A 26,768-nucleotide genomic window follows, 5' to 3' on the forward strand; every position below is an offset into this window, starting at 1 on the left:
CTATCCGGGCATCTTCGCTTGGAATCCCAGGAAGAAGCGACAGCGACAATGACCGCAGCACTTGGATCTTTTACCCTTGACGATTACGTTTCACTGTTTATTTATGACGGCCCAACGTCACCGGAAATCTACGCTAGCGAACTGGTTAGTCTAGCTCGCTAGCCGAAGCCGACAGCAACAGGGTTAAATCATGTTGCCGTCGTAACGCTCTTCCAAGGAGTGCGGACCGGTAGCCAACTTGCCCGGGTTGAGGATGCCAGCCGGGTCGAGTTCGTCCTTAATTGCGCGCATGACCTTGGCGAACAACTCGGTGTTCTCCTCGTAGTACTGCGGGCTGTGATCCTGGCCAATGCCATGGTGGTGCGTGATGGTGCCGCCGAAGTTCATCATGGCCTCTGATGCCGCAGTCTTGATGTCCATCCACTGCTGGAGGATCTCGCCCTGGGTCTCGCGGAAGAAGTACGTGAAGTACAGCGAGCAGCCGGATTCGTACATGTGCGAGATGTGGCAGAAGACGTACACCGGGGTGCCGTGCTTCTCGCCAGCGGCTTCCATTGCGGAGGCGATTTCGCGGCGCAGTGTAGCGGCGTTATCCCAGGTGGTGGCGGTCTCCAGGGTGTCGACGCCGACGCAGCGAGTCATCATGACATCGCGCAGGTACGGCGAGGAGAAGCGGTGGTTAACCCAAGCCATGCCCGGGATGGAGCCCATGCGGACGCACTTCTTGGTCAGCAGGCGAGCGGCCAGGCGCTCACGGGTGACGCGGGCGCCGACCGGATCCGTCTGCGCAAAGCCAAAAATCACCATGCACGGGGTGTCGATGCCGCGCAGCTTCAGGTACTTTGTGACCTTCTCGGACATGCTGGCGGAGCCCAGCTGAGTGAGGCCGAACAGCGTCTCCTTCTCGTCGGAGATGCGTGCTAGGTGCGGGATATTGCCGCTCTGCTCCAGTTTGCGCAGCTCCTCGGCGGCTTCCTCAAAGGAGTTGAAGAAGTAGGTGTCGAAGAGCATCTCCTTTTGTGGACGCTGATTCAGGGCAATCGTCACATGCGTGATGATGCCCAGGGTGCCTTCCGAGCCCAGGAAAAGCTCACGAGGGTTCGGGCCGGATGCCGACGACGGCATGTCGCGGAATTCCATGGTGCCGGCTGGCGTGACGACGCGCATGCCAATCACGTTGCGGTCGATACGACCGTAACCAGAGGATTCTTGGCCTGCCGAGCGGCAGGAAACCCAACCGCCGACAGTGGAGTACTCGAAGGACTGCGGGAAGTGACCAGCGGTGAAGCCGGCCTTGGACAGCTCCTTTTCCAGGTCGGGGCCGAAAACGCCGGTCTGGGCGGTGACAGTGCCAGCGACTTTGTCGATGTCGATGATCTTGTTAAAGGCGGTCATGGACACTGCGATGGCCTTACCCATGCCTCCGTCAACAGCCTCCACGCCGCCGACGACCGAGGTGCCACCACCGAAGGGGACGACTGCAATCTTGCGCTCAGCGCATACCTTGAACAGGTCTTCGATGTGCTTTTCAGTTTTCGGTAGCACTACAGCATCTGGGGCGACATCGAGCTTGGCTGCGCGAAGGCGAACCAGGTCGGGGTAGGAGCGTCCGACCGCGTGCTTGACGCGGGTGTCGTGGTCGGTGGCGACGGCATCCGCGCCGACAACAGCGCCCAGGGCTTCGATATCCTCGGCGCTGAGGCGACTATTGGGGATGGTGACGTCGGCGATGTTGCGCGGCGGGTTGTTTGCGTCCAACGACATACCGATTTCGCGCTGCAGTAGCTTCTCGCTGGCCGTGGTGATTGGCTTGTCGTTGCCGTCAACACCCCAGCCCCACCAGCGCATGCGGTACGGAATCGTGAGCTTGTTAGACATCCTGAGCTTCTCCTTGGGCATCGGTGCTGCGAGTCTGAACTGCGGAATTATATGTAACTTGCGCGGAAGCACATCTTTACATCTTTTATTATAGCGGTATTACGTTACGTTTTCTCAAAAAATGTCAATCAATCTTGGTAAGCTTTAGTTAGATGCATTAACGCACTCCCATAAAGGCCAGTATTGACCGGTCAAAAGCCCACGTAAAAGTAGGTATTTCTTCGATGAACGCTAACGACAAGGATCTCAACTACCCGCTGGGAACAACTGAGATTCGTACCCTTGCTCTGGTCACTAACCCCCACGCGGGTCATGGCGCCTCGCAGATTGCGTCCGCCCGGGCGAGCCGGGTGTTCGCGGATCGCGGCATCGATGTCATCGCTCTCCAAGGTGCTAACCCCGACGACGCCCGCAAGCTCATTCGTGAGGTCATCGCCGACGGCCGAATTGATGCCCTGGCAGTCTGTGGTGGCGACGGCATGATTAACCTCGCACTGCAGGAGCAGGCACAGACCGGCATCCCCCTCGGTATTATCCCGGCCGGCACCGGAAACGACCACGGTCGCGAATACAATCTGCCGCGTGGCAATGCTCGCGATGCCGCTCACGTTATCGCCGATGGCTTCTGGACGACCACTGACCTCGGCCGCATCACCAATGAGGCAGGGGAGCAGCGCTGGTTCGGCACTATCATGTGTGCCGGCTTCGACTCGATTGTCTCCGACCGCGTCAATCAGATGACCTGGCCGCATGGCCGTAACCGCTACAACCTGGCCATCGTCCGCGAGTTCTTGGCTTTCCACTCGCTGCCATTCCGCATCACGCTCGATGACAATCGGGTTCTCGAAGATCCAATCACGCTGGCCGCCTTCGGTAACACCCGTTCTTATGGCGGTGGGATGAAGATTTGCCCGTCCGCAGACCACTCCGACGGACTGATGGATATCACTGTCATCGGCAAGGCCGGGCGCATCAAGGCCGCCCTGGCCTTCAAGTCCGTGTTCGACGGCACCGTTGAAAAAATCGGGGAGGTCAGCACCTACCGCGCCAAGAAGGCTTACGTGGAATACATCGGCCCGCCACGCCAGATGAACGCCTACGCTGACGGCGACCTCATGTTCCCGATGCCGGTTACCGTCGAAATTGTTCCGGGCGCTGGCCGCTACATCGTTCCCCGTCCGTAAAAGGGCGCAGGGGTGCCCGTCGTCAAGCGTTTCCTGCATGCTTGACGACGGCGCGTTACCCCTTGATGCCGTATTTCTTCAGGCGCAGACGATCCGCCGCCGAGGCCGAAGCCGTCAGGCGTAGCAACTCGGCGTAGATACCGTCAGTCTGCGCCAATTCTGCGGGTGCGCCGACCTCGTCGACGTGACCGTCACGCAGCGTCACGATGGTGTCCACATCGGAAATTGTGGACAGGCGGTGGGCGATGATAACCGTTGTGCGTCCCTCCATCAGCTTGTCCAAGCCTCGCTGAACTTCGCGTTCTGCCTTGGTGTCCAGCGCCGAAGTGGCTTCGTCCAGGATGAGCAGGGGAGCGTCCTTCAAAATAGCGCGCGCGATGGCGATGCGCTGCTTCTGGCCACCCGAGAGCTTCAGACCTCGCTCGCCGATAGTGGTGTCGTAGCCGTCGGCGAAGCTGCGGATGAAGTCGTCGGCGTTGGCCTTCTTCGCGGCGGCAATGATTTCTTCGTCGGTGGCGTTGGGTTTGCCGTAGGCGATGTTCTCCCGAATCGTGCCGGAGAACAGTGACGAGTCCTGGAACACGACGGCAGAGCCAGCACGCAGAGTGGAACCGGAAACCTCGGAGACATCCGAACCCAGCACGCTCAAGCGGCCTGCGGTCGGGGCGTAGAAGCCGAGCAGCAAGTTGACGATGGTGGACTTGCCGCCACCCGACTCGCCGACCAGGGCGATTTTCTGGCCCGAGTACGCCTGGAAGCTGACATTGGAGAGCACCGTCTTGTCCTCTTCGTAGGCAAAATCCACTGCGTCGAAGTCGACAATGGGAGCGCCAATTGCCTCCTGTTCGGCTGCGCGTTCCAGGGAGGAACGGTGGGCGCTGTCGACGGACTCTGCGTCTGCGGTGGAACCAACGGACGCGGAGTCGAAGTCGCCGTTATTCGCGGTCGCTGCACTGAGCAGCTCCGGCTGCGTGCGGGTCTCTGGAGTAAGCTCCATGACCTTGAAGTAATCGCGCGAACCGGCGACTGCGCGCTGGGCAGCGTCGACCAGGAAGCTCATCATGGTCACTGGTTGGCGCGCCATGTTAATCAGCTGAATGAGCATGACCATGGTGCCGATGGAGAATTCTCCCGACAGCGTACGCAGGAAAAGCAGCAGGTAAATGCCTGCGAAGATGATGTTCAAAATACCCCCGCGAAGGGCATCCATGCGGTGCCACCACGTTGACTGATCGCGGGTCAGGGAGATGGTGCGGCGGAAGCGGGAACCAAAGAAAGCGATTTCGCGCAGCTCCGCAGTGTAGGAGCGGACAACCTTGACTTGGCCGATGACCTCGGCAAAACGGCCACCGGCGATATCGATTTGTTCGTTCTTTTTCGCTTCAATCTTCTGCCAGCGCTTCGAGGTCAGCGCGGTCAGCAGGGTGTAGACCGGGAAAACGATAATCAATAGCACCGCCAGGGGCCAGTAGTGCCAGGCAGTGATGCCCAGTACCGCGCCGACGGTCAACAGCATCGGGAAGAAGTTGTTGGAAAACGCCTGGAGGAACTGCGTGATATTGCTAATCGAGCGTTCCAGGCGGGCGATAATTGTGCCGGTGACCTGACTGTCGAAATAGCGTTGCGGCAGCGACAGCAGCTTTGCATAGTAGCGGGTCGACAGAATCTCGCGCATGCGCGCAGTCATCACATCGCCCAGGTAACCACCGATGTTATGCACGATGGTTTGCGTCAGATCTGCGATTAGCAGCCCGATGACCAGCCAGATTACCGTGCGAGTGGTATCGGACATCGCCGCCTGGCTCAAGCCTTCATCGCTGGACACCGCGCCGACGATGGCGTCGGTGGCATCGCGGATGAGGAAGGGGCTAATCAACGACGCGGCGGCGGTGGCCAGCGAACAGATGATGACCCCGATATAGAAAGGCCAGAGCACTCGTGTAGTGGACAGGATTCTGCTGAGCAGACGCACGAAAGACCTCTATCTTGCGGGAGGATCACTCCCGCGATGAAATTACTGCGACAAAAGCCCTATCCTAACAGCGAGCGCACAGCACCAAGCGGCAGCGGCAGCCAGTTGGGGCGGTTCTGCGCTTCGTAAAGGCACTCGTAGATGGCCTTATCCAGTACAAAGGCCTCCAGTAGCGCCGGGTCACTGGCATCGCCATAGCCCTCCAAGAACGCATCGATATTGCGGCGAGCCCACTGCTCAACACGCTCGGTAGCTGCCTCGGTGTCTTCACGTCCGGTCAGCAGCGGGTAATGAGCGGCGTAATCGAAGGAGCGAATCATGCCGGCGATATCGCGTAGGCGGTGATCCGGCAGACGGCGCTCCTCCCACGGGCGCGACGGCTCGCCTTCGAAGTCAATCAAGCGCCAAGAGCTCGGCGTGCGCAATACCTGCCCCAAGTGCAGATCACCGTGGATTCGCTGGACGACGGCACCACCTTCCGGAACCGCAGCCTCCGCGCGATCGAAGATAGCCTGCGCTTTATCTTTGACCTCAGCAATTTGTGGCACCACACCAGCGACGAAGTCCAGGCGAGCTCGCAGTGGGGCTACCAGCTCCGCACCGGTCAGACGCTTCTTTACCGCGACAGCGGCAGCGAGGCTGCTGTGTACCGAGGCCACTGCTTCGCCGAGCGCACGCGCTTCGGATGTAAAGTCGGTGCCCAAATCTTCCAGCGGGGTCTGACTGTCGCGGATGGCATCGCGGACTGCGCCAAGAGCCAGCTCCCAGCCATCCACCGAGTTCGGTGCGAATTCCTGCAGCATGGCGGTGGTGTAGGTGTCTTCGCCAATGGTGGTCTCCACCCAGGAGTAGAGCTCAGGGACGAACTTGCAATCCGCCTGGGCCAGTGCGGCCAGCAGCTCCACATCGGCATTAGTACCGGGGTAGAGGCGACGGAAGAACTTGCACATCACGCGGTCGTCGAAAATGACCGAGGTGTTCGACTGCTCGACTCCCATGGGGCGGCCGGATTTCGGTCGGAGCTGCTCAGAGCCCGGCACACGTCGCAGTTCCATGCGGCCGAGCTTGCCTTCGTCGGAAAGCTTCTGGCCGAGTGCTGTGATGGCATCCGAATCAATCAGAGCGTCGTAGCCGACGATGCCCTCCGCGCGAACCAGCAGGGACTGCTCGTGGCCATCGGGGACGTCCTCCGCCCAAGCGATGGGCAGCTGATAGGTCGGTGCGGAATGCGCGGTGTGCACCCTCACCAATGCGATATCGACATCGGGACTGTCGGGATTGTCGCGCAGTACGGGGTCAAGCGCGAGGATCTCGACGTGGTCGATGTCAGAGACCTTGTCAGCGAAAAAGCGCATCTTGACCAGTGTGTCTGCCAGCTCTTCGGCAATGAAATCGGCGGTGGGAATAGTCATTTCAGTTCGTTCGCCTTTCGGGACTTAAAAGATCACTCTTTATTATCGGCGTTTGTGACGGCATCGGCTGCGGCATCGGCGGCGGTGCCTGAGTGCTCGCGTGATGACGTCACCGGCGCGTCCGATATCGCCTGCGCAACCGGGATTGTCGGCGCCGACATGGAGGCGCTCGATTCGAGGTTTGTCTCTGGCGGCAACTGGATTTCGAACCAGTAGAAACCGTGACCAGGAAGCGTGATCTGGTAGGGATCAGTGCCAATTGTGGGGAAGGGAACCGAACCCGTGAGCTCTACCGGGGTGGCGCCGGCGAACTCGGACAGATCCAGCGAGACGGCCGCGGGGTAAGAGGACAGGTTGTTGACGCACAGCAGCACTTCGTCGCCGTATGTGCGCAGATAGGTCAGAACAGAGGCGGTATCGCTATTCAGCTCGCGGAAATCACCGAGGCCAAAAGCCTCATAGCGCTTGCGGACCTGAATCAGTCGACGCACCCAATTCAACAGCGAATTGGAGTAGCTCGCTTGGTTCTCGACATTGACCGCCTGGTAACCGTAGGTCGCATCCTGAATGGTCGGCAGATAGAGCCGACCAGGGTCGGCCTTGGAGAACCCGGCGTTGCGGTCGGGTGACCACTGCATCGGTGTGCGCACGCCATCGCGGTCACCGAGCCAAATGTTGTCGCCCATACCAATTTCGTCCCCGTAGTAGAGCACCGGCGAACCCGGCAGGGAGAGTAGCAGGGCATTGAAAAGCTCGAGCTGTGTGCGGTCATTTTGCAGCAGTGGCGCTAGACGACGGCGAATGCCGATGTTGGCCTTCATCCGCGGATCGTGCGCATACTCGGCGTACATGTAGTCGCGCTCGGCATCGGTGACCATTTCCAGCGTCAGCTCATCGTGGTTGCGCAGGAAAATGCCCCACTGAGCCGAAGACGGAATCTCTGGCGTGGACTCCAGGATCTCCGAGATGGGGAAGCGGGACTGCTTGCGCACCGCCATGAAAATGCGTGGCATGAGTGGGAAGTGGAAAGCCATGTGGCATTCGTCGCCACCGACCTCCGGGTCGCCGAAGTATTCCACCACATCGGAGGGCCACTGGTTGGCCTCCGCCAGCAGGACGCGACCCGGGTATTCCTCATCCATGACCTTGCGGCAGCGCTTCAGAAAAGCGTGGGTCTCGGGCAGATTCTCGCAGTTAGTACCTTCGCGTTCGAAGAGGTAGGGAACAGCGTCGAGGCGGAAGCCATCGATGCCGAGATCGGACCAGAAGCGCAGCACATCGAGCATCGCTTCCTGCACCGCCGGATTGTCATAGTTCAAATCCGGCTGGTGGGAGAAGAAACGGTGCCAGTAGTACTGGCCACGCACCGGGTCATAGGTCCAGTTGGAATCCTCGGTATCGACAAAGATAATGCGTGCGCCCGAGTAAGTGTCCGGGTCATCAGTCCAGACATAAAAGTCGCCGTAGGGGCCATCCGGATCAGTGCGCGACTGCTGAAACCACTCATGGGTATCGGAGGTGTGGTTCATCACCAGGTCAGTAATAACGCGGATACCGCGCGCATGGGCCTCGTCGAGAAGCACCTTAAAATCCTCGACCGTGCCAAACTCGTCGAGCACGGCGCGGAAGTCGCGGATATCGTAACCGCCGTCGCGCAGCGGGGAGTCGTAGAAAGGCGGCAGCCAGAGGCAGTCAACGCCCAGCCATTGCAGATAATCGAGCTTCTCCGTCAGCCCTTTGAGGTCGCCGGAGCCGTTGTTGTCGGAGTCGAAGAAGGCCCGGACGAGCACCTCATAGAACACCGCGCTGCGGTACCACTCGTAATCTTCCTTGGCGATAGTCATGCATCCCAGCGTAATGACTATGCCACTAGCCTGCAGAGAGAGTTTTCCTGCGAGATCCCACAAGACCGCGCGAGACGGCCGTCCTGGGAGACCTCATTAAACAGCATTCTAAACAGCCTTGTGTTCCTGAATCAGCGCGGTGAGCTGGTACGCATCATCCAACTTCAACTCCGTTGCCACCGGAGTGACCGCTCCCGGCACCATGTCGATCCGCACGTTCGCCACTCCCGCCGCTTTCTTCAGCGGAGAAATGGTTAGTGTATGCCCCTGGATGCGCTGCCAAGGGACTATGAACCGCGTATGCCAGAACCGCCCCTTGGTCACTAACAGCCCCCGCCGCGTGGCCTGCACCTTTTGGAATTTCCAGTCAATTGGGCTGAGCCACCACGCCGTGCGTGGAGTCTGCCAGGAGCCCAGCAGGTCATCGGTAGAGGCCGGTCCCGCAATCTCAGTCATCAGGTAATCGACAATCGCGTCCGTCTCCGGTGCCGGTGCCACTGGCACCAGTGTGTTGTTCGACTGTGTGCTGTCCAGGCCATAGCCCGCCACCGAGACATCCGCACGGGACCATCTCCACGGACGCCACCAGAGCGGTTGCACCACTTTAAACCCATGAATGCGATCAATGGGAATGGTCTGAGCGCGCGTCGACAACAGTCCGGCGGTAATCGCCAGACGCCTGCTTTCCGACGATACCTTCAGCGTGAAATCCCACGACTGATTTAGTACCCCGAAAAGGCCGACAGCGAAACTGCCAATCACAATCAGAGTAGTGATGGTTACTCCGCTGAGGATTTCTACGATGAGGTCGGTAAACAGCGCAGAGACAACGGCGAGGAGGATGAGAGCTATGCCGACGAAAAGACCGGGTCCAATGGCCACGGATGCAATCAGCCGTCCGACATCGACCGGGCCAAAGATGGTCTTCGCTTCGGGCATGCGAGAGGACATGTGAGCGCCGGAGTCGAGGGGCGCGGTGGAGCTGTCACCGTCGTAAAGCGAACGTGCCAGCTCGGTGTCCAGCTTTTCTACCTCACCCAGCACGTCGGCGCGGAACTGTTCGCACTGCGGGGGAGTGAGGTATTTGATTGTGAAGTGTGAATCGGAGCCGCCGGCTGTTTCAATGACAATTTCGGCGAGCCCGAAAATGCGCGCCAACAATGGTTGGTTGATATCCACCGCCTGCACGCGGTCGAGCCGTGCCGCGCGTCGAGAACGCAGTAGCCATCCGGAGCCGTAGCGAACCTCATCGTCGGTGAGCTCGTAGAACGTATACCGCCAGGACAGCCACGAGAAAAATGCAATCAGACCAATAATTATGGCGACCGCACCGGTACCGACAAGGAGACCGAGCCATGCCCAGTCGTAGAGCTGAGTCACGACCGCAACGGCCAACTGCCACTGATTCGCGACTGCGAATGCAGTCACCGCAGCGATTGTGGCAAAGCTTTTGAGCAGCGGAGATAGGGGATGAACTCTATGCCTCATTTAGAGACCCGCCATCCGGTCGTGGGCGCGCTGAGATAGACGAGCGCGCAGGGCGAGCGCTTCTTCACGTGGCAAACCGTGGACGGCTGCATCCGAGCTCGCCGATGCTGTGTTGAGCTTCAGCGTTGCCAGTCCGAATAGTCGAAGGAGAGGTCCTTCATCGATGTCGATGAACTGGATTCGTCCGTAAGGGACGACAGTGACCGAGCGCCACCAGCGTCCGGACGCAACAATGAAGTCGTTGTCCTCTTCGAGGTATCGGTGGGCACGAACTCGTCGACCGATGAGCCAGTAGATATATGCGAAGTAGAGCACGCAGGCGAGGACGCCCAACCACATCCACGGAGTCCACATCACAGCGGCGACGACGGATGCAATCGTGATAACTAGCAGGGGAGCGGCGTGCGCGACTCGCTTCACCTTAGCCAGCGCGGGGTCGACCGGCTGCAGCGCGGAATTCTCGGGGACTAATAAATCAAGCGGCTCCATAGTTGACAGTTAACCACAGAGGGTAAAGCTTGCGTCTGGCCTGGTGCTTCGGTAAGAACGGTGGCTATGGATCGCAGGAAACTCATAGCAGTACTTATCACGCTGATCACCATTTTGGTCTGCGTCGAGATTTATCGGTACATGCAGACTTTGCCAGCTTAAGTCGCTGGGCTCAGTTGTTGAGCACAACAGCACAGCGCTAACCAGCGCAAGCCTCACCCGCCTTATGCCTTATGCGCCAAAGAGCTGGCGCGGAGCCGCCCACGCATCGATGGCAATGTCCTCGACTGCCTGGGCGTCAGCGCCAGCAAAGGTGGTCACCTTGCGGTCATTGTTGTAGCGGGGCATGTGTGAGGTGCCTTCGCGGATGAACTCGACCGCCACTTGGTGGAATGGATGGTTGGGTTCCTTCATACCGAAGAAGCGTGCAATGTCGATGCAGTGCGGAGCACCACTGGTGCGGCCAGCAGGTGCATAGCCCAACCCTTCTCCCGGTTCGAACTGTGCCGCCCACACATCCAGCTCAGCCGCCACGGACCGTTCGGCGACTTTAACAGCGTATGAGCGAATCGCTGAGTCAGAAATGACATTCCCCATCGGACGTTCGGCATAGGCGGTGGCCGGAAATTCGCCGTGGCCGCGATGCCCCTTGGCGTAGCGCCGAGCCATCCACTCCCGCATGGGCAACTTGTCCATCGCCACAACCGGCGGTTCTGAGAAGAACTCTTCGCTGGTGGCAGTCACCATCGTTGGCAGTGTGGGAGCAAAGCTGTCAAAGCGAGGCCCAATTGCCGGATCCGAAGGTGAGGATGCCGACACCAATTTCTGGGCTCGAGCGACCCTGCGTTCGTCGGCACGCGAAAAGACGTCGGTGGACGGCGCACGTCCCACACCGATGCCCGCCAACGTGCGGCGGAGACGCGAGCCCGACAGCAGCGAGAAGGCCGGCGACATGGCGATGGTGCGCTGGATCTGGCCGCGAGTGCGTTCGTCGGCAGCGAGAGTGAGCGCCAGCGCCGCACCCGCCGATTGCCCCGAGATAGTGATGTTGTCGATATCGCCGCCGAAGGCAGGCGCGTTACGACGAGCCCACTGCAGCCCCAGATACAGGTCATCAATGGCCCGGTAGGTCTCTGTTTCACTGTCGCGCCAGAATCCCTCGAGGCCCTTGCGGTATCCGAGCGAAACGGTGACGATGCCTGCCTGTGCGAAGGCCGTCGCGTCCGTCCAGGGCTCGGAGGGATGCCCAAACTCGTAGCTACCACCGTGGATCCACAGCAATACGGGATAGGAAGCGTCCGCGGGCTCAGCCGGTGCGGTGACGGTGAGAACTAATTCGCGCTCGGGTTCACAGCGCCGAGTGCCTGACTGTGGCCCGTCAGCCACCGGTGCCGACGCGGCGAACGGAGCAGCATCTGCGTAATCGATATTGAAAACTTGTATTGCGTCATCGTGAATACGGCCGGTTAGCCTCCCACAGGGAGCGGAAATAGTCGTCTCTGTCATGGCGGAAAACGCCTCCTCGTCACGGTTGGTCCTGCCAGAACGGCGGGGAGCCTGTTTCAGACGGTAGGCGCACTCTGGTTTTTCGAGCACGCTACAGTTGAATTCACTATGACCAATGATGCACGAAATCCACTGTTGACACCGTCAGAATTGTTCTGCGAATTGCCAGATTTTGCGGCAATCGACGACAGCCACGTCCGCGAGGCCTTTAGCGAAGCAATGCGCAGCCATGCACGCGAGATCGACGCCATCGCCACGTCGTCGGAGGCGCCGACCTTTGTTAATACCATCGAGGCAATGGAAAAGGCGGGCCAGGATCTGGACCGCGTCGCTGCTTATTTCTTCAACGTTGCCGGCACGGACGCCACCGATGTCCGCATGGAAATTGAAGCCGAGATTGCCCCGCAGCTCACTGCACACCTGGATCAGATTCGCATGCGCAGTGACCTGTGGCAGCGCATCAATGCCATCGACAGCGTTGAGGATGCCGCCAATCCGGAAGAGGCGAAGCTGCTGCTGAAGAAAGTCCGCGAAGACTTCCAGCGCGCCGGTGCGGACCTCAGCGACGAGGACAAAGCCGAGCTCAGCCGCATCAATTCCCGTCTCTCTGAGCTCTCCACGGCTTTCGGTGAAAACCTACTGAAGGACACCGTCGCGCGCGCCGTGGAGATCTACGACCGCGAGGAACTCGCCGGGCTTTCCGACGACGCCATTGCGTCCTTCGCCGCCTACGCGAAAAAGGCCGACACCGATGCGCCGTGGCTGATTCCGCTGGACCTACCGTCAACTCCGGCACAGCTGGCTGACCTGGATAATCCGGCTACTCGCGCCAAGCTCTATGAAGCCTCACTGGGGCGTGCGGGTGCTGCCTCCGGCACGTTCGACAACTCCGGCATTGTGCTGGAAATGGCGCGCCTGCGTGCCCGCCGTGCCAAGCTGCTCGGCTACGACACGCATGCGGATTACGTCATTGCCAAGGAGACGGCAACCACCGCAGAGGCTGCTCGGAAGCTCATTGCAGACCTGGCGCCAGCTGCCATTGCCAATGCTGAAGGCGAGTACAAGCGGGTCGCTGATCTGGCTGGCGGTGAGACGGTCACGGGCGCTGACTGGCCGTATTGGGAGCGCCGTCGTAAAGCGGAAGAATTCGCAGTCGACACGGAGGAACTCAAGAACTACTTCGAGCTGCACCGTGTCATCGAAGACGGCGTGTTCTACGCTGCCCGCAAGCTCTACGGCATCGAGGTAGTCAAGCGCGAGGACCTGCAGGGATACGCGCCGGGCACGACCGTGTGGGAGGTACGCCAGGGCGGAGGCGAGACCATCGGCCTGATTATTACGGACTACTTCTCGCGCCCGACTAAGCGCGGTGGTGCATGGATGAGCTCGTTTAGGGACCAGTCCCGTCTGCTGGGGCGCCTGCCAGTCGTGGTCAACGTGATGAACATCGCCGAAACCGAGCCGGGAACCCCGGTGCTACTGACGCTCGACGAGGTCACCACTGCTTTCCACGAGTTCGGGCACGCCCTCCACGGTCTGCTTTCCGACGTCACGTACCCGACCTTCTCGGGCACTAACGTCCCGCGCGACTTCGTGGAATTCCCCTCCCAGATTAACGAGAACTGGGCACTTGAGCCATCCATTCTGGCCAATTACGCCGTCCACGTTCGTACCGGTGAGCCGATCCCGGCCGAGCTAGTCGAGTCTGTGAAGAAGGCCCGCACCGCTGGTGAGGGATTCGCCACGGTTGAGTACCTCGCCGCGTGCGCCATCGATCTGGCCTGGCACAGCCTCACCGAGGAGGAAGCAGCTCAGGTCACTGATGTTGATGCCTTCGAAGCGGAAGCACTCGCTGAACTCGGCCTCGACGTTCCCCACCTGGCTCCGCGTTACCGCTCCCGCTACTTCAACCACATCTTCGCCGGCGGTTACTCGGCGGGCTATTACTCCTACCTGTGGGCAGAGGTGCTCGACGCGGACGGTTTCGGTTGGTTCACCGACAACGGCGGTGCCACAATCAGCGGCGGCAGCCACTTCCGCGAGGAGATTCTCTCCCGTGGTGGCGCCATCGACTTCATGGCCGCCTACCGTGCCTTCCGAGGTCGCGATAAGGACATCCAGCCGCTCCTCGAACGCCGCGGGCTGTCGGGCACTGATGCCTAGCTTCACGCTTTACGACGAGCCCCGCGACCGCCGCCCACTGGTTATTCCGGTCACCGGCAGGGTAGGTTGACACTCATGGCAGAAGCATTCGACAGAGTAGGGCAGTGGCTTATCCAATTGCCACTGCTTGCGCAGGTCAGCGTGCTATGCGTGGTTCTCCTGGTAGTCGGAGGGTTTCTTGCTTTCGTTCTCGTTGGCGCAATCGATGTTGTCAGCGGACGTCTGTGGCAGAGGTCGGTGCATCGGCGGGAGCGTTCGCAGGAGCGTCGAGGAGCGGGCAGCGAGAGCTAGCCGAAGAGGTAGTGGCCTTGCGGATAGCTCACCGAGAGACCCGATGAATTGAGCTGGGAGAAGCCCCCTTTAAGTGTTGGGTCGCTATCGCTGCCCTAAGGTATGTCTTAAAGTATTAGGAAATTTGCCCAACAGGCTAGAGTTGGGTAGTTCGCAAATATTTCGCAGTAGGGAGCTGAGTTAGCATGCATCGGTCGAGGCACTCGAAGGTCCTACTTGCCCTAATCGTTTTGCTTCTTCTCATCCTCATCGCTGGTGCAGTCACCGATTTCCAGTTTTAGCCTCGGTTTTAGTGCCGGGCATATAACCTGAAAGATCGGTGAACAGCAAAAATGAGGGATTAGTCGCTCACGAACCAATTAACGCTTGAATCCGGGGAAGCGAGGCAGGTCCTCGACAAGCACGGCCTTGCCCTCGGCATCGGTTAGCGGAATGCACCAGTTCGGGTACTGGTCGTGGCTCGTGCCCGGCTGGTTCTGAGTACGACGATCGCCGACCATGTCCACCAAGGCCTCACACTTCAGCGCGGATGGCGTCTGGTCGAGGAAGCGGTGCAGCCCCGTGACCAGTGCGTCAATTGGTGGCAGATTATCGCGGGTAAGGGAATGAACATCCATGTCCGCCGCAGCCGTGTCACCAAAGCAGCCGGCTTCCTTGGCCGCACCCAAAACCTTTCGAATCCACTCGAAGTCCCGGCGGTCTTCCTCCGCGACGTCGGAAAGCAATAGTCTCAGGCGTTCCCGTAGCTTGATGTGCTCGCCTGCGAGGTAGCCTGCCGTCGGCGGCAGATCGTGCGTGGTGACGGAGGACAGGCACAGGCTGCGGTAAGCGCTTGGTGGTTTCGGCTGGTCGCCCTCGGATTCAAACCACACGATCGAGGTGCCCATGATGCCCCGCGAGGCCAGGTAGTCCTGCACCCACGGCTCGAAAGTGCCCAGGTCTTCGCCTACGACGACGGCCCCAGCGAGCTCGGCCTCAAGTGCGAGAATGCCGACCATTGCCTCGTGGTCGAAGTACAGGTAGGTGCCATTGACGGGGGACTCCATCCGCGGCATGACCCAGAGGCGGAACATACCCAGCACGTGGTCAACACGAATGCCACCTGCGTGGCGAAGGATTGTGCGCAGCATGTCGCGCCAGGGGCGGTAGCCGGCCTCGGCTAGCTTGTGCGGGTTCCACGGCGGCTGCGACCAGTCTTGGCCGCGCTGGTTAAAACCGTCTGGCGGTGCGCCAACAGAGATAGCAGGAGCGAGCCAATCCGCAAGGTTCTCGGCATCCGCGCCGCCAGGGTGCACGCCGACGGCAAGGTCGGCCATGATGCCGATGCGCATACCCGCATCCAGGGCTGCCTCTTGTGCCTGGCCGAGTTGCTGATCGAGAATCCACTGCACCCAGAGGTGGAAGTGGAAGATTTCCTCCCGCAGAGATTCGACACTGGCGTGGTTACCCAACGGTGGAACCAACTCGATATCGTTCTCGGCTACGGCACCAGAATCGGAAGTGGCAGCGCGTGCAGCATCGCGGGCAGCAGCGCGATCCGCGAGCTCGCGCTCGGTGCACCACGACGCGTAGTCGTAAATGCCACGGCCCTCGGCCTCCAGCCAACGGTCAAATTCCGCCTGGCGTGCGCTGGACAGGGGGATCTTGTGAATTGCCCGCAATACCTTGAGCTTTGCAGCGTAGATGGGGTTGCGGTCAATCTCATCAGGGCTGTGATTGAGCTGGTGGAAAGAGTTCGCTAGCGCACGGGCTTCATCGGCCTCGTCCTTGTCCAGGTACCCGAACTCGTCGATAAGCTCTGGGCGCGCGTACAGCGGATTGACATAGCGGCGCGTGGTGGGCAGGTACGGCGAGTCTTCTACCGGAGGCAGTGGCTCTGCGGCGTGCAACGGATTGATGAGGACGAAATCAGAGCCCGCGTGCTCTGCACTGACCTGTGCCAAGTCGCCGAGGGTAGCGAAATCGCCGATACCCCAGCTGCGGCTGGAGCGTACCGAGTACAGCTGTGCCATGACGCCATGCGCAGGATTCTGCACGTACTTGTCGGCAGTGGCGAGACGGTTGGGGGTTACGGCCACATCGCACTCAGCGACGTTGTCGTCGTTGACTGCGCGCAAGCGATGCCAACCAAGTGGCAGATCCTCTGGAATTGCGAAGGCGGCTTCACCCATCAACACATCGCCGACCTGGCGTGGCGGTACCAAGTGGTGCACCTGAGCGCAGGGCCATTCTGCGCCGTCCTCCAGTTTCACAGTCACGCTGACATTGCTGCCGTGCGGTACGTGAACCAGAACTCGGTGGAAGATGCCCTGGCGGGTAACTACCACGGGCGGGAGAAGGCGAGACCACTGCGTGTCTGCCCACTCACGACGGGCGTCGTTGATGTCGGCATCGCTGGGATCTGGGCCCAGATCGATGTCGAGAGCAGCGAGAGTTTTTAGCACTGTCTCACGAGAGACGTGCACGAGTTGGCCCTCGGTGGAGTAGTAGGAAACCCCAACTCCGACATCTTTAGCGAGGTCGGCGAGTGGAGAGGAAAGGGGAGGATTGGAAGCTGCCTGTGTCACCCTTTCCATCATGCCAGTTTAGAAAAACTTTGCCAGTAGTAAGGTAAATCACTTCGTTATCGAAATATTTACTGAAATCACAACGGCGCAGGGTTTGATGTTCTAAGTTGATTCCTAACGAAACCAACGACGGACAGAACTACCGAAAGTAGGGGTTTGTAACTCGATGCGTGAATATACTACCGAGGCGAAATACGTCATCGGCGAGGACGAAACGATTATTACCTCGCTGCAGGAGCTGGTGCAGAAGCGCCCGAAGCTGGTGCTTTTCACTCGCCCCAAGAACTTTGAGTGGGTAAATGTCACTGCTCAGGAGTTCTATGACGAGGCAAAGGGCGTCGCTAAGGGGCTAATTGCCAACGGTGTTCAGCCGGGCGACCGCGTAGCGCTGCTCAGTGAGACTCGCTACGAGTGGAACCTGATCAATACCGCTATCTGGATGGCAGGCGCTGCTGTTGTCCCGATTTACGGCTCTTCTTCGTCTGGCCAGATTCGTTGGATTATTGAAAACTCCGGTGCTGTTTTCGCATTTACCGAGTCGCGTGAGCACACCGACCGCATGAAGCCTCTGCTGGTCGAAAAGGGCACCGAGAACCCGGAGGGCGAGTCTCAGCTGCGTCGTGTACTGGAGATTAACGCTTCCGCTACTGACACCATTAGCTACGAAGGCCGTGACATTGACGGCGACGAGGTCGAGCGCCGCATCAAGGACACCAAGGCCGACGACCTGGCAACCGTGATTTACACCTCCGGTACCACTGGTCGTCCGAAGGGCTGCGTGCTCCTGCACAGCAACTGGCTGGCGGAGGCCCGCGCCATCCTCACCAACGAGATTGGCCTGATTGCCCGTCCGGGGAACCGCATTCTGACCTTCCTGCCGTTGGCGCACGTGTTGGCTCACGCAGTGTCCCTGGCTTCGATGATTTCCGGTGCTACCCAGTCTCACTGGGCTGATACCAAGACCGTCACCCTGGAGTTCCAGCGTTCCCGTCCGCACATGATTCTCGGTGTGCCGCGCGTGTTCGAGAAGGTTCGTGACTCCGCCTACGCCTCCGCTAAGGAGAAGGGCGCATTCGGCCTGGCCATGTTCGAGCGTGCTGAGGCCACCGCCATCGAGTACTCCAAGGCACTGGATACTCCGGCAGGTCCGTCGCGTGTCTTGAAGCTGCGTCGCCAGCTCTACGATCGCCTGCTGTTCTCGAAAATTCGCGCAGCTATGGGTGAGGCCGTGCAGTACACCATTTCCGGTGGTTCGGCTCTGTCCTCTGACCTCGGGCACTTCTTCCGTGGTCTCGGTGTGCCTGTCTACGAAGGCTACGGTCTGACTGAGTCCACGGCTGCCGTCACCGTGAACAACCCGAGCGAGCAGATTATTGGTACCGTTGGTCGTCCGGTCGGTGGTTGCTCCGCCGCTATCGCTGATGACGGCGAAGTTCTGCTCCGTGGTCCGGTTGTGTTCGACCGCTACTGGAAGAACGAAGAGGCAACCAAGGAAGCCTTCATCGACGGCGAATGGTTTAAGACTGGTGACCTCGGTGAGCTGACCGAAGAAGGCCACCTGAAGATCACCGGCCGCAAGAAGGACCTCATTGTCACCGCTGGTGGTAAGAATGTCGCGCCGGGCCCGATGGAAGACCGCATGCGTGCGCACCCGCTGGTGTCCCAGGCAGTCGTCATCGGCGATGGTCGTCCGTTCGTCTCCGTGTTGGTCACTCTCGATGAGGAGGCACTGGAGAAGTGGAAGATTGAGCACTCCGTCCCCGAGCACACCTCGATCCGTGAACTCGCTGCCTCCAGCGCAGTTTTGCGCGCCGAGATTCAGGACGCCGTCAACTCCGCTAACGAGCTGGTTTCTCACGCAGAGGCCATTAAGAAGTTCCATATTCTGGACAGTGACTTCACCGAGGAAAGCGGCGAGCTGACCCCGACCATGAAGGTCAAGCGCAACATTGTCATGGACAACTACTCGCGTGACATTGAGGCTCTCTACCAGCGTTAATTCACGGTCTACCCGCTGCCGATAGAAAACGGCAGCGTGTTGTTACCGCGCTAGCGCCCCTCACCCCATTAAGGTGAGGGGCGCTAGAAATTTTTAAGGAGTTTTCAGTTTTCGAAAGTCGGCATTCGTCAATGTTCGTCGATATTCGAAAGCGGAAGACTGCAATGATGTCACCGGCGCCGAAGATGTCGTGGGAGGGCGGGCAATGATTAACCACTTCGATGCTCGGCTACGCCTGCGCGAAGTGACCCAAGAGCTCTACGACATTGGTGACGAAGTTGCCGAACACATCGAGCACCTTGCTCAGGCGGTTGCTGATGTAGATCGTGAGCTGGTGGACGAATGTGTCCTCGAGCTCGCTGACATCGTCGACGAGGCCGTTGAGGACTGCCGCCCTCTGATTGGTGAGCTTGATGGTCTACGCCAAGCGTTTACCTCCGGCATTCGCTCGGGGCGCATCGGTACTCTTTCCTCCGCTTCGACACCGCGTCGACACCCGCATCCGGCACCGAAGTCGCCGGATGTGCAGTCACTGTCGCTCATTCCGGCTCCTTTGAAGCATCCGGTTGCAGTCCCTACGGTCACGCAGGCAATGATTGCTCGCTCCGATGCCGTGGCTTCTTACCTGGAGGAACTCGCCGACTGGGTTTCCGCCGAAAACATCCGAGGCGTGGAAAAGCTCGGTAGTGTGGTGCTTCCGCAGCTTTACGCACAGTCTGGCCGCCGTGCACTGTCCGCTGCCGCCGCTTGGTGTGTTGCTGTTCCCGAGACTCATCCGGCAGTTGCCAATGCGCTGCGCGGCCGTAGGCCTCCGGAGTTCCTGATGGAACGTGCCCGCATCGATGAAATTGTCCGCCGCGTCAAGCAACGTCGAGCCAAGGAGCATGCGTGAGCGAAGCCTCCGCACACACCGATTCCTTCGGTGTCTACTTACACGTCCCATTCTGTGCCACCCGTTGTGGCTACTGTGATTTCAACACGTACACGCCAGGTCAGCTGGGCAGTGGCGCAACGCAGGGAGACTACCTCGATGCCATCGTGGCTGAGCTCGAGATGGCCGTCGTAAAGCACCCCGAACTAGCGCGTGGCGCCGATACCGTATTCGTCGGCGGTGGTACGCCGTCGATGTTGGGGGCGAGTGGTCTTCGTCGCCTGCTCGACGGTGTGCGCAACAGCTTTGGGCTTGCCGACGACGCCGAGGTCACCACCGAGTCGAATCCCGAGTCGACCTCCCCGGAGTTTTTCGAAGGCTTGGCCGAGGCAGGGTTTACCCGGGTGAGTCTGGGCATGCAGTCGGCTGTGCCGCATGTGCTGGCCACTCTGGATCGTACGCACACGCCGGGGCGTCCTGCGGCGGCAGTGGCGGAGGCACGCGCGGCCGGCTTTGAGCACATCAACCTCGACGTTATCTATGGCACGCCAGGGGAGTCGATGGCGAACCTCGATACGACGTTGGAGGCAGTCCTGGCCACGGACGTCGATCATGTTTCGGCGTACTCACTGATCGTCGAGCCGGGTACCGCGATGGCGCGTAAGGTCCGTCGTGGTGAGCTGCCGATGCCTGACGACGACGATCTCGCCGACCGCTACGAGCGCATCGATGCCGCACTGAGTCAAGCCGGTTTTTCCTGGTACGAGGTGTCCAACTGGGCAAAACCGGGCGGCCAATGTCGTCACAATATGCTCTACTGGCGCGATGGAAATTGGTGGGGTGCGGGCCCCGGTGCACATTCGCACCTGGATGGCACGAGGTTTTACAACGTCAAGCATCCGGCTCGCTACGCGGCGACCATTTCCGGCGGAGAATTGCCGATTAAGGATTCAGAAGGGCTAACGGCCGAGGATCGGCACACTGAGAAGATTATGCTGGGCCTCCGCTTGGCCGAGGGTATCGATGCCAATCTGCTCGGTGAGGATGAGCTGGGCAAGGCACGTCGGCAAGCGGAAGCGGGCATGGTGGAGTTTGTTTCCGTCGATGGCGGCCAGCGGATTCAGCTGACCAATCGCGGTCGTTTGCTGGCCGACGCCATAATTGTTGACATCCTTAGTTAAACTATCCGCATGTCATCTCAGACGGATAAGCGCAGGCAGGAAGTTCTTCGGGCAATTGTCTCGGATTACGTAGCTTCCCAGGAGCCCGTTGGCTCGAAGGCTCTGGTGGAGCGCCACAATCTGGGTGTGTCCTCGGCGACCATCAGAAATGACATGGCGGTGCTGGAGGCTGAAGGTTATATCCAGCAGGAACATGCATCGTCCGGGCGTATCCCGACTGAGAAGGGCTACCGCCTTTTTGTGGACAATCTTTCGCAGATTAAGCCGCTGTCCCGGGCCGAGCGCCGAGCTATCCTCGAGTTCCTCGAAGGCGGCGTCGATTTGGAGGACGTTCTGCGTCGCAGTGTGCAGCTGCTGGCTCAGCTAACCCGCCAGGTTGCAGTGGTGCAGGTGCCGACGCTGGAGGTCTCCCGCGTCCGGCACTGCGAGGTCGTACAGCTCGCCGACGCGCGATTGTTGCTGGTAGTCATCACTGACACCGGGCGCGTGGAGCAGCGCAATGTTGAGCTGCCAGCACCGATGGATCCCGATCTCGTGCCGCTCTTGCGTGAGCATTTCAACCGCGCAATGTCGGGGCACACGCTTGCCGACGCGTCGATTGCGATCTCCGATCTTGCGGCTAACGCCCCGCGTGATTTGCGGGATGTGCTTATTCGCTGCTCGACGGTGCTGGTGGAGTCGTTGATTGAGAAGCCGAATGACAGACTCATCCTGGCCGGGGCATCGAATTTGACCCGTGGTAATATGGCCGGTCGCTTACCTTCTACGTTGCCCATGGTTCTTGAAGCTCTCGAAGAACAGGTGGTCGTGCTGAAACTGCTGTCGGCCGCGCAGGATTTGCACCACGTTCGCGTTTCCATCGGTGAGGAAAACGAGGACGAGGAGCTGCGCGCTACCTCAGTTGTTTCAACTGGCTATGGCACCGGCACCGAAATTTTGGGTGGCATGGGCGTAGTTGGCCCCACATTTATGGATTATCCGGGAACAATTTCCTCGGTTGCTGCTGTTGCACAGTACGTTGGCCGGGTATTGAAAGGAAGTAGCTAAAGTTGGCACGCGACTATTACGGCATCCTCGGAGTGGAGAAGGACGCTACGGACGCTGAGATTAAGAAGGCGTACCGAAAGCTGGCGCTCAAGTACCACCCAGACCGTAATCCGGGTGATGAAGAAGCTGCGGAGAAGTTCCGTGAGGCATCTGAGGCGAACGAGGTCCTGCTGGATCCTGAAAAGCGCCGGATTGTGGATATGGGAGGAGATCCTCTCAATCCGCAGGGCGGTATGCCAGGCGGAGGTTTCGGCGGTTTCGGTGGCGGCGGAGTCGGCGATATCTTCGAAGCATTCTTCGGCGGTGCCGGCGGTACCCGCCAGCGCCGCTCGCGTGTACAGCCAGGTGCAGATGCGCTGCTGCGTATTTCGCTGGGCCTCGATGAGGCATTCACCGGTGTCCGCAAGCCCATCACGGTGGACACCGCGGTGCTGTGTGAGCAGTGCGAGGGAACTGGCTCGAAGTCCAAATCCAAGCCGAAGATGTGTACCAGCTGTGATGGCACTGGCGAGATTCAGCAGGTCCAGCGTTCCTTCCTGGGCAATGTGATGACCTCGCGGCCGTGCCCGACTTGTGAGGGCACCGGCGAGATCATCCCCGATCCGTGTAACAACTGCGGTGGCGATGGCCGCGTCCGTGCTCGCCGTGATCTGACGGTCAACGTTCCGGCAGGTATCTCTGATGGCATGCGTATTCGCATGGCAGGGCAGGGCGAGGTCGGTCCGGGCGGTGGCCCGGCGGGTGACCTCTACGTGGAAGTTGCCATGGACCCGCACCCTGTATTCGAGCGTGAGGGCGATGATCTGCACTTTAACGTGCAGGTGCCCATGGCTGATGCCGCACTTGGTACCGAGTTTGAGGTCGACGACCTGCTCGGCGAACCAATGACCATCAAGGTTGATTCGGGCACCCAGCCGGCAGAGCAGATTCGTCTGTCGGGTAAGGGCATGCCGCATCTGCGCGGCGAGGGCAACGGCGACGTGGTCGCACACGTCGATGTCACGGTGCCGACGAAGCTGGACCGCAAGTCCCGCGAGCTGCTGGAGAAGCTACGCGAGCACCGCGATGATGATGCCAAGGTGGCAGACTCGAGTGAGCGCAACGGTTTCTTCTCCCGATTCCGCCGCCGTTAGAACACGCCATCCCCAAAGCCCCCTCCAGTGAGTGTGAAGCACACATGAGTTCGCCCGTATTCCTCGGTGAGTTCACCGAGCTGCCGCGCCCGGAAGAAATCATTCGAATCCTCGGGTCGGAGGCAAAGCACATCAGCGTTCGCAGGCTGAAGGAGGGCTCGGAGATTCTTCTTGCCAATGGTGCGGACAAGGTGGTGCGAGCACAGCTCATGCACGTAGACCCTCGTGAGGTCCACGTTCGTGTGGTTGCCGCTGAGGAACGTCCACGTCCGCGCCCGCACGTCACTGTGGTGCAGGCGCTGCCGAAGTCAGATCGTGCTGAGCTTGCGGTCGATATGATGACCGAGGCCGGGGTCGATGAGATTATCCCCTGGGCGGCCGTGAATTGTGTAGCCCGATGGCAGGGTACCGCGAAGGTCACTAAGGCCCGCACCAAGTGGCAGTCGACTGCGCGCGAGGCAGCCAAGCAGGCTCGTCGTGCATGGATTCCGCCGGTCGCGGACCTGCATAGCTCCGCCGATATTGAGCAACTCATCCGGGAAACCACATCAGCAGGTGGTGTGGCAGCAGTTTTGCACGAGGAGGAAACAGCTCCGTTCGTGGACTTCGCCGCGCAGGCAGCAAACGCTGACAAGGTTCTTTTCATCGTCGGCCCAGAAGGGGGAGTCAGTCCTGGGGAACTCGAGGCCTTCCGCGCCGCAGGTGCTAGCTCGGTAGTACTCGGCCCGACAGTTCTCCGCAGCGCCCTCGCGGGAGCTGCTGCTCTTTGCGCACTGGGCCCGTTGACAAAGCGCTGGGGCGGCGCACCCACGCCTGGTCAGTAGGATAGACGCATAATGACAAAGTATTCAGTAACTGCTCGTACCACTGCCGTCGTCGAGCTCGATGACAATCTCGCGCCGATTGTGGTCGGTCATGCGGATCAGAACCTACGTCTGCTGGAATCTCTGCTGGCAGCGGATATTCATGTCCGCGGCGGAGTTGTGACAATCAAGGGTGCTCCGGCGGATGTTTCGTTGGCTGTCCGCGCTTTCAAGGAGTTAGAGGCAATGGCCCGTCGTGGGCACGAGCTCTCCCCGGAGTCGGTGCGGCACGCGGTGGGCATTGTGGATCGCGGGGAGAAGTCCGCCAGCGAGGTGCTCGGTGGCGGCATCGTGACGCATCGTGGCAAGACCGTGCGTCCCAAGACTGAGGGACAAAAGAACTACGTCGATGCCATCGACCGCTATAACGTTGTTTTCGGTATCGGCCCCGCCGGTACGGGCAAGACCTTCCTGGCCATGGCCAAGGCTGTTGCTGCGCTGAAGAATAAGCAGGTCGAACGCATTATTCTGACTCGCCCCGCAGTGGAGGCCGGTGAAAACCTGGGCTTCCTGCCGGGTACTCTGCATGAGAAGATTGACCCCTACCTGCGCCCATTGCACGATGCGATGCGCGAAATGCTTGAGCCAGAGCTGATTCCAAAGCTGATGGAAACTGGGGTAGTGGAGGTCGCACCGCTGGCGTACATGCGCGGTCGTACCTTGAACAATGCGTTCATCATTCTCGACGAAGCACAGAACACTACTCCGGCGCAGATGAAAATGTTCCTCACCCGCCTGGGCTTCGGATCGAAGATGGTCATCACAGGTGATGCCAGCCAGGTTGACCTGCCCCGTGGGCAGAAGTCCGGTCTGGCAGTTGCCCGTGAGGTGTTGCGTGGCGTGCCGGGAATCGCGTTTCCGGCGTTGGCCGCGGCCGATGTGGTGCGAAACCCCTTGGTCACCGCAATTGTCGAGGCCTACGATGACTACGATGCCTATAACGAGGGCATTGCGCAGGGCGCCGAGTCCTCACCCAAGCGACAGTCCGCCACCAAGCGATAAAGGACGCTGAAATTACATGAGCATTGAAGTTTTCAACGAGTCCGGTCAGGGCGTCAATGAAGAATCGCTTATCGACGTTGCCCGTTATGCGTTGGGTCGCCTGGACGTGCATCCGGCAGCTGAGCTGAGCATTCACATTGTCGACTTGAAGACGATTGAAGATCTCCACGTGCGCTGGCTGGACCTGCCGGGGCCGACGGATGTGATGAGCTTCCCGATGGATGAGCTCACTCCCGGCTCTGGTCGCCCCGATGCTGCCAGCCCAGGACCTGCCATGCTTGGCGACATCGTGTTGTGCCCCGAGTTCGCTGCGGGCCAGGCTGAGCGCGCAGGCCACCCTCTGAGCCACGAGCTGGTGCTGCTCACCGTGCATGGTGTGCTGCACCTGTTGGGCTATGACCACGTCACTGCTGAGGAAGAGCGCCAGATGTTCTCCCTGCAGAATGGTCTGTTGGCGGACTGGTACGACGACATCGATCGTCGTGGTGTCAGTTTTTCCGAAAAACCGATTAACCCCAATGCGTTCCCGGAACGTTCTAACGAGCGATGATCACTTTGATAATTGTCGCCGTTGTGGCGATGATCTGCGCTGGCGGACTTAACACAGTCGAAACTGCGGTCGCAGGCATTTCCCGTGCACGCGTGGCTGAGCTGCAGCGTGACGAGGTCGCGGGTGCTAATGCGCTTCTCAAGGTCGTAGAAAATCGCGCTCGGCACGTCAATGTGCTGGTGATTTTGCGGACGCTGTGCGAGTCAATCGGTGCAGTGACGCTGGCGGCGGTCTGTCTCAAGCTTTTCGAGCCGGAACGCTGGGCCATTGTGGCTGCAGTGGTGTTGTTGGCTCTGTTCACCTTCCTGGTCCTCGGGGTGTTTTCCCGCACGATGGGTCGGAAGAATCCGTACTCGATTTCCCTCGCCACCGCGGTCGTTCTGAGTTTTATGGCCAAGGTGTTGGGGCCACTGGAAAAGTTGCTGATTTGGTTCGGCAACATCATCACCCCTGGTGGTGGCTTCCGCGATGGCCCGTTCGCCACTGAAGTCGAGTTGCGCGAGATGGTCGATATCGCCCAGGAGCGCGGCATTGTGGAGCACGATGAGCGCCGCATGATTCAGTCTGTGTTCGATCTCGCGGAAACGTCGGCACGCGTTGTTATGGTTCCGCGCCCAGAGATGGTGTGGATTGAGGCGGATAAGCACTGTGGTCAGGCAGTGGCCCTATGCGTGAAGTCGGGTCACTCGCGACTGCCGGTGATTGGCGAGAGCGTTGAGGACATCGTCGGCGTCATTTACTTGAAGGACATTGTCCAGCAGACGTACTCGCGTACTGATGGTGGCCGCGGTGTTCGCGTCTCCGAAGTCATGCGCGACTGCGTTTTTGTTCCCGACTCCAAGCCACTGGATGATCTGCTCGATGAAATGCAGCGCACCCGCAATCACATCGCCATTCTCATCGACGAATACGGATCGGTCGCCGGTCTTATCTCTATTGAGGACATCCTCGAGGAGATTGTCGGTGAGATTGCCGACGAATACGACGAGGCCGAGCAGGCCCCCATCGAACCACTGGGGGATGCCTCCTACCGCGTGCAGGCGCGCCTCAGCTTGGGCGAGCTCATAGAGCTTTACGACGAAGCCCACGGGCGCCAACTCGTCTTCGATGACGAGGTCACCGATGAGGTGGATACGGTCTCCGGTCTGTTGGCATATGAGCTTGGACGTGTGCCACTGCCCGGTTCGTACGTAGAATATGCAGGACTGAAGTTTACCGCCGAGGGCTCGCGTGACCGTCGTGGTCGTATGCGGGTACGCACTGTGGTGGTGGAGCCGACTGCGGAGTTTTACTCCGAGGAAGAAGATACTGATGGGCAATCTTGATGA

At 59.8% G+C, this 26,768-nt stretch carries 20 protein-coding genes; 12 read left to right on the forward strand and 8 right to left on the reverse strand.

Annotation, left to right across the window (positions count from 1 at the left end):
• Positions 1-183: 183 nt before the first annotated feature.
• A complete protein-coding gene (locus tag ADB08_RS02975) occupies positions 184-1,878 on the reverse strand; it encodes an FAD-binding oxidoreductase (protein ID WP_049170691.1) in 1,695 nt (564 codons plus the stop codon).
• A gap of 224 nt (positions 1,879-2,102) precedes the next feature.
• Here ADB08_RS02975 and ADB08_RS02980 point away from each other — a divergent pair, with 224 nt between their 5' ends.
• Positions 2,103-3,062, forward strand: a complete 960-nt coding sequence (locus ADB08_RS02980) for a diacylglycerol kinase (protein WP_049170694.1) — start codon at positions 2,103-2,105, stop codon at positions 3,060-3,062.
• Between the two features lie 55 nt (positions 3,063-3,117).
• On the opposite strand, the gene ADB08_RS02985 is transcribed toward ADB08_RS02980, so the two are convergent.
• From ADB08_RS02985 to ADB08_RS03010, 6 genes are all read right to left on the reverse strand, one after another.
• A complete protein-coding gene (locus ADB08_RS02985) occupies positions 3,118-5,034 on the reverse strand; it encodes an ABC transporter ATP-binding protein (RefSeq protein WP_049170696.1) in 1,917 nt (638 codons plus the stop codon).
• 59 nt (positions 5,035-5,093) lie between these two features.
• On the reverse strand, positions 5,094-6,446 hold the full coding sequence (locus ADB08_RS02990; RefSeq protein ID WP_049170698.1) for a maltokinase N-terminal cap-like domain-containing protein: 1,353 nt from the start codon (positions 6,444-6,446) through the stop codon (positions 5,094-5,096).
• A 32-nt stretch (positions 6,447-6,478) separates the two neighbouring features.
• Complete coding sequence (gene treS, locus ADB08_RS02995) at positions 6,479-8,290, reverse strand: maltose alpha-D-glucosyltransferase (RefSeq protein ID WP_049170701.1); 1,812 nt, start codon at positions 8,288-8,290, stop codon at positions 6,479-6,481.
• Positions 8,291-8,398: 108 nt separating this feature from the next.
• A complete protein-coding gene (locus ADB08_RS03000; RefSeq protein ID WP_049170704.1) occupies positions 8,399-9,718 on the reverse strand; it encodes a PH domain-containing protein in 1,320 nt (439 codons plus the stop codon).
• A 60-nt stretch (positions 9,719-9,778) separates the two neighbouring features.
• Positions 9,779-10,267 carry a PH domain-containing protein gene (locus tag ADB08_RS03005; RefSeq protein WP_049170706.1) on the reverse strand — a complete coding sequence of 163 codons (489 nt, stop codon included), beginning with the start codon at positions 10,265-10,267 and terminating at the stop codon, positions 9,779-9,781.
• Between the two features lie 231 nt (positions 10,268-10,498).
• Complete coding sequence (locus ADB08_RS03010; protein ID WP_049170708.1) at positions 10,499-11,773, reverse strand: carboxylesterase family protein; 1,275 nt, start codon at positions 11,771-11,773, stop codon at positions 10,499-10,501.
• A 108-nt stretch (positions 11,774-11,881) separates the two neighbouring features.
• Here ADB08_RS03010 and ADB08_RS03015 point away from each other — a divergent pair, with 108 nt between their 5' ends.
• Together ADB08_RS03015 and ADB08_RS11460 are read left to right on the forward strand one after the other, a co-directional pair.
• Positions 11,882-13,936: a M3 family metallopeptidase gene (locus ADB08_RS03015; RefSeq protein ID WP_016423125.1), complete on the forward strand. Its 2,055-nt coding sequence runs from the start codon at positions 11,882-11,884 to the stop codon at positions 13,934-13,936.
• A gap of 75 nt (positions 13,937-14,011) precedes the next feature.
• Positions 14,012-14,227, forward strand: coding sequence for a hypothetical protein (locus ADB08_RS11460; protein ID WP_042388817.1), 216 nt, complete (start codon positions 14,012-14,014; stop codon positions 14,225-14,227).
• 359 nt (positions 14,228-14,586) lie between these two features.
• Here the strand turns inward: ADB08_RS11460 and malQ are convergent, their stop codons facing one another.
• Positions 14,587-16,806, reverse strand: a complete 2,220-nt coding sequence (gene malQ, locus ADB08_RS03020) for a 4-alpha-glucanotransferase (protein ID WP_049170711.1) — start codon at positions 16,804-16,806, stop codon at positions 14,587-14,589.
• Between the two features lie 154 nt (positions 16,807-16,960).
• On the opposite strand from malQ, the gene ADB08_RS03025 reads away from it, so the two are divergent.
• From ADB08_RS03025 to ADB08_RS03065, 9 genes are all read left to right on the forward strand, one after another.
• Positions 16,961-18,793, forward strand: coding sequence for an AMP-dependent synthetase/ligase (locus tag ADB08_RS03025; RefSeq protein WP_016423122.1), 1,833 nt, complete (start codon positions 16,961-16,963; stop codon positions 18,791-18,793).
• Positions 18,794-18,998: 205 nt separating this feature from the next.
• Entirely contained in the window at positions 18,999-19,685 is a 687-nt protein-coding gene (locus tag ADB08_RS03030; protein WP_016423121.1) for a hypothetical protein, read from the forward strand.
• Positions 19,682-20,845, forward strand: coding sequence for a radical SAM family heme chaperone HemW (hemW, locus tag ADB08_RS03035; protein WP_049170714.1), 1,164 nt, complete (start codon positions 19,682-19,684; stop codon positions 20,843-20,845). Before ADB08_RS03030 ends, hemW begins: the two co-directional genes overlap by 4 nt.
• A gap of 9 nt (positions 20,846-20,854) precedes the next feature.
• Positions 20,855-21,892: a heat-inducible transcriptional repressor HrcA gene (gene hrcA, locus ADB08_RS03040; protein ID WP_016423119.1), complete on the forward strand. Its 1,038-nt coding sequence runs from the start codon at positions 20,855-20,857 to the stop codon at positions 21,890-21,892.
• A 2-nt stretch (positions 21,893-21,894) separates the two neighbouring features.
• Positions 21,895-23,025 carry a molecular chaperone DnaJ gene (dnaJ, locus tag ADB08_RS03045; protein WP_049170716.1) on the forward strand — a complete coding sequence of 377 codons (1,131 nt, stop codon included), beginning with the start codon at positions 21,895-21,897 and terminating at the stop codon, positions 23,023-23,025.
• A gap of 44 nt (positions 23,026-23,069) precedes the next feature.
• The gene (locus ADB08_RS03050; protein WP_049170718.1) at positions 23,070-23,849 is read left to right on the forward strand and encodes a 16S rRNA (uracil(1498)-N(3))-methyltransferase; all 780 of its coding nucleotides are present in this window, start codon (positions 23,070-23,072) and stop codon (positions 23,847-23,849) included.
• A 12-nt stretch (positions 23,850-23,861) separates the two neighbouring features.
• Complete coding sequence (locus ADB08_RS03055) at positions 23,862-24,890, forward strand: PhoH family protein (RefSeq protein ID WP_049170721.1); 1,029 nt, start codon at positions 23,862-23,864, stop codon at positions 24,888-24,890.
• 16 nt (positions 24,891-24,906) lie between these two features.
• Positions 24,907-25,440, forward strand: coding sequence for an rRNA maturation RNase YbeY (ybeY, locus tag ADB08_RS03060; RefSeq protein WP_005511056.1), 534 nt, complete (start codon positions 24,907-24,909; stop codon positions 25,438-25,440).
• Positions 25,437-26,765 carry a hemolysin family protein gene (locus tag ADB08_RS03065; protein ID WP_016423115.1) on the forward strand — a complete coding sequence of 443 codons (1,329 nt, stop codon included), beginning with the start codon at positions 25,437-25,439 and terminating at the stop codon, positions 26,763-26,765. Before ybeY ends, ADB08_RS03065 begins: the two co-directional genes overlap by 4 nt.
• Positions 26,766-26,768 lie beyond the last annotated feature (3 nt).

The sequence above is a fragment of the Corynebacterium sp. 239_CJEI genome, assembly GCF_001055995.1.
In the GTDB taxonomy this organism is placed as follows: Bacteria; Actinomycetota; Actinomycetes; order Mycobacteriales; family Mycobacteriaceae; genus Corynebacterium; species Corynebacterium jeikeium_D.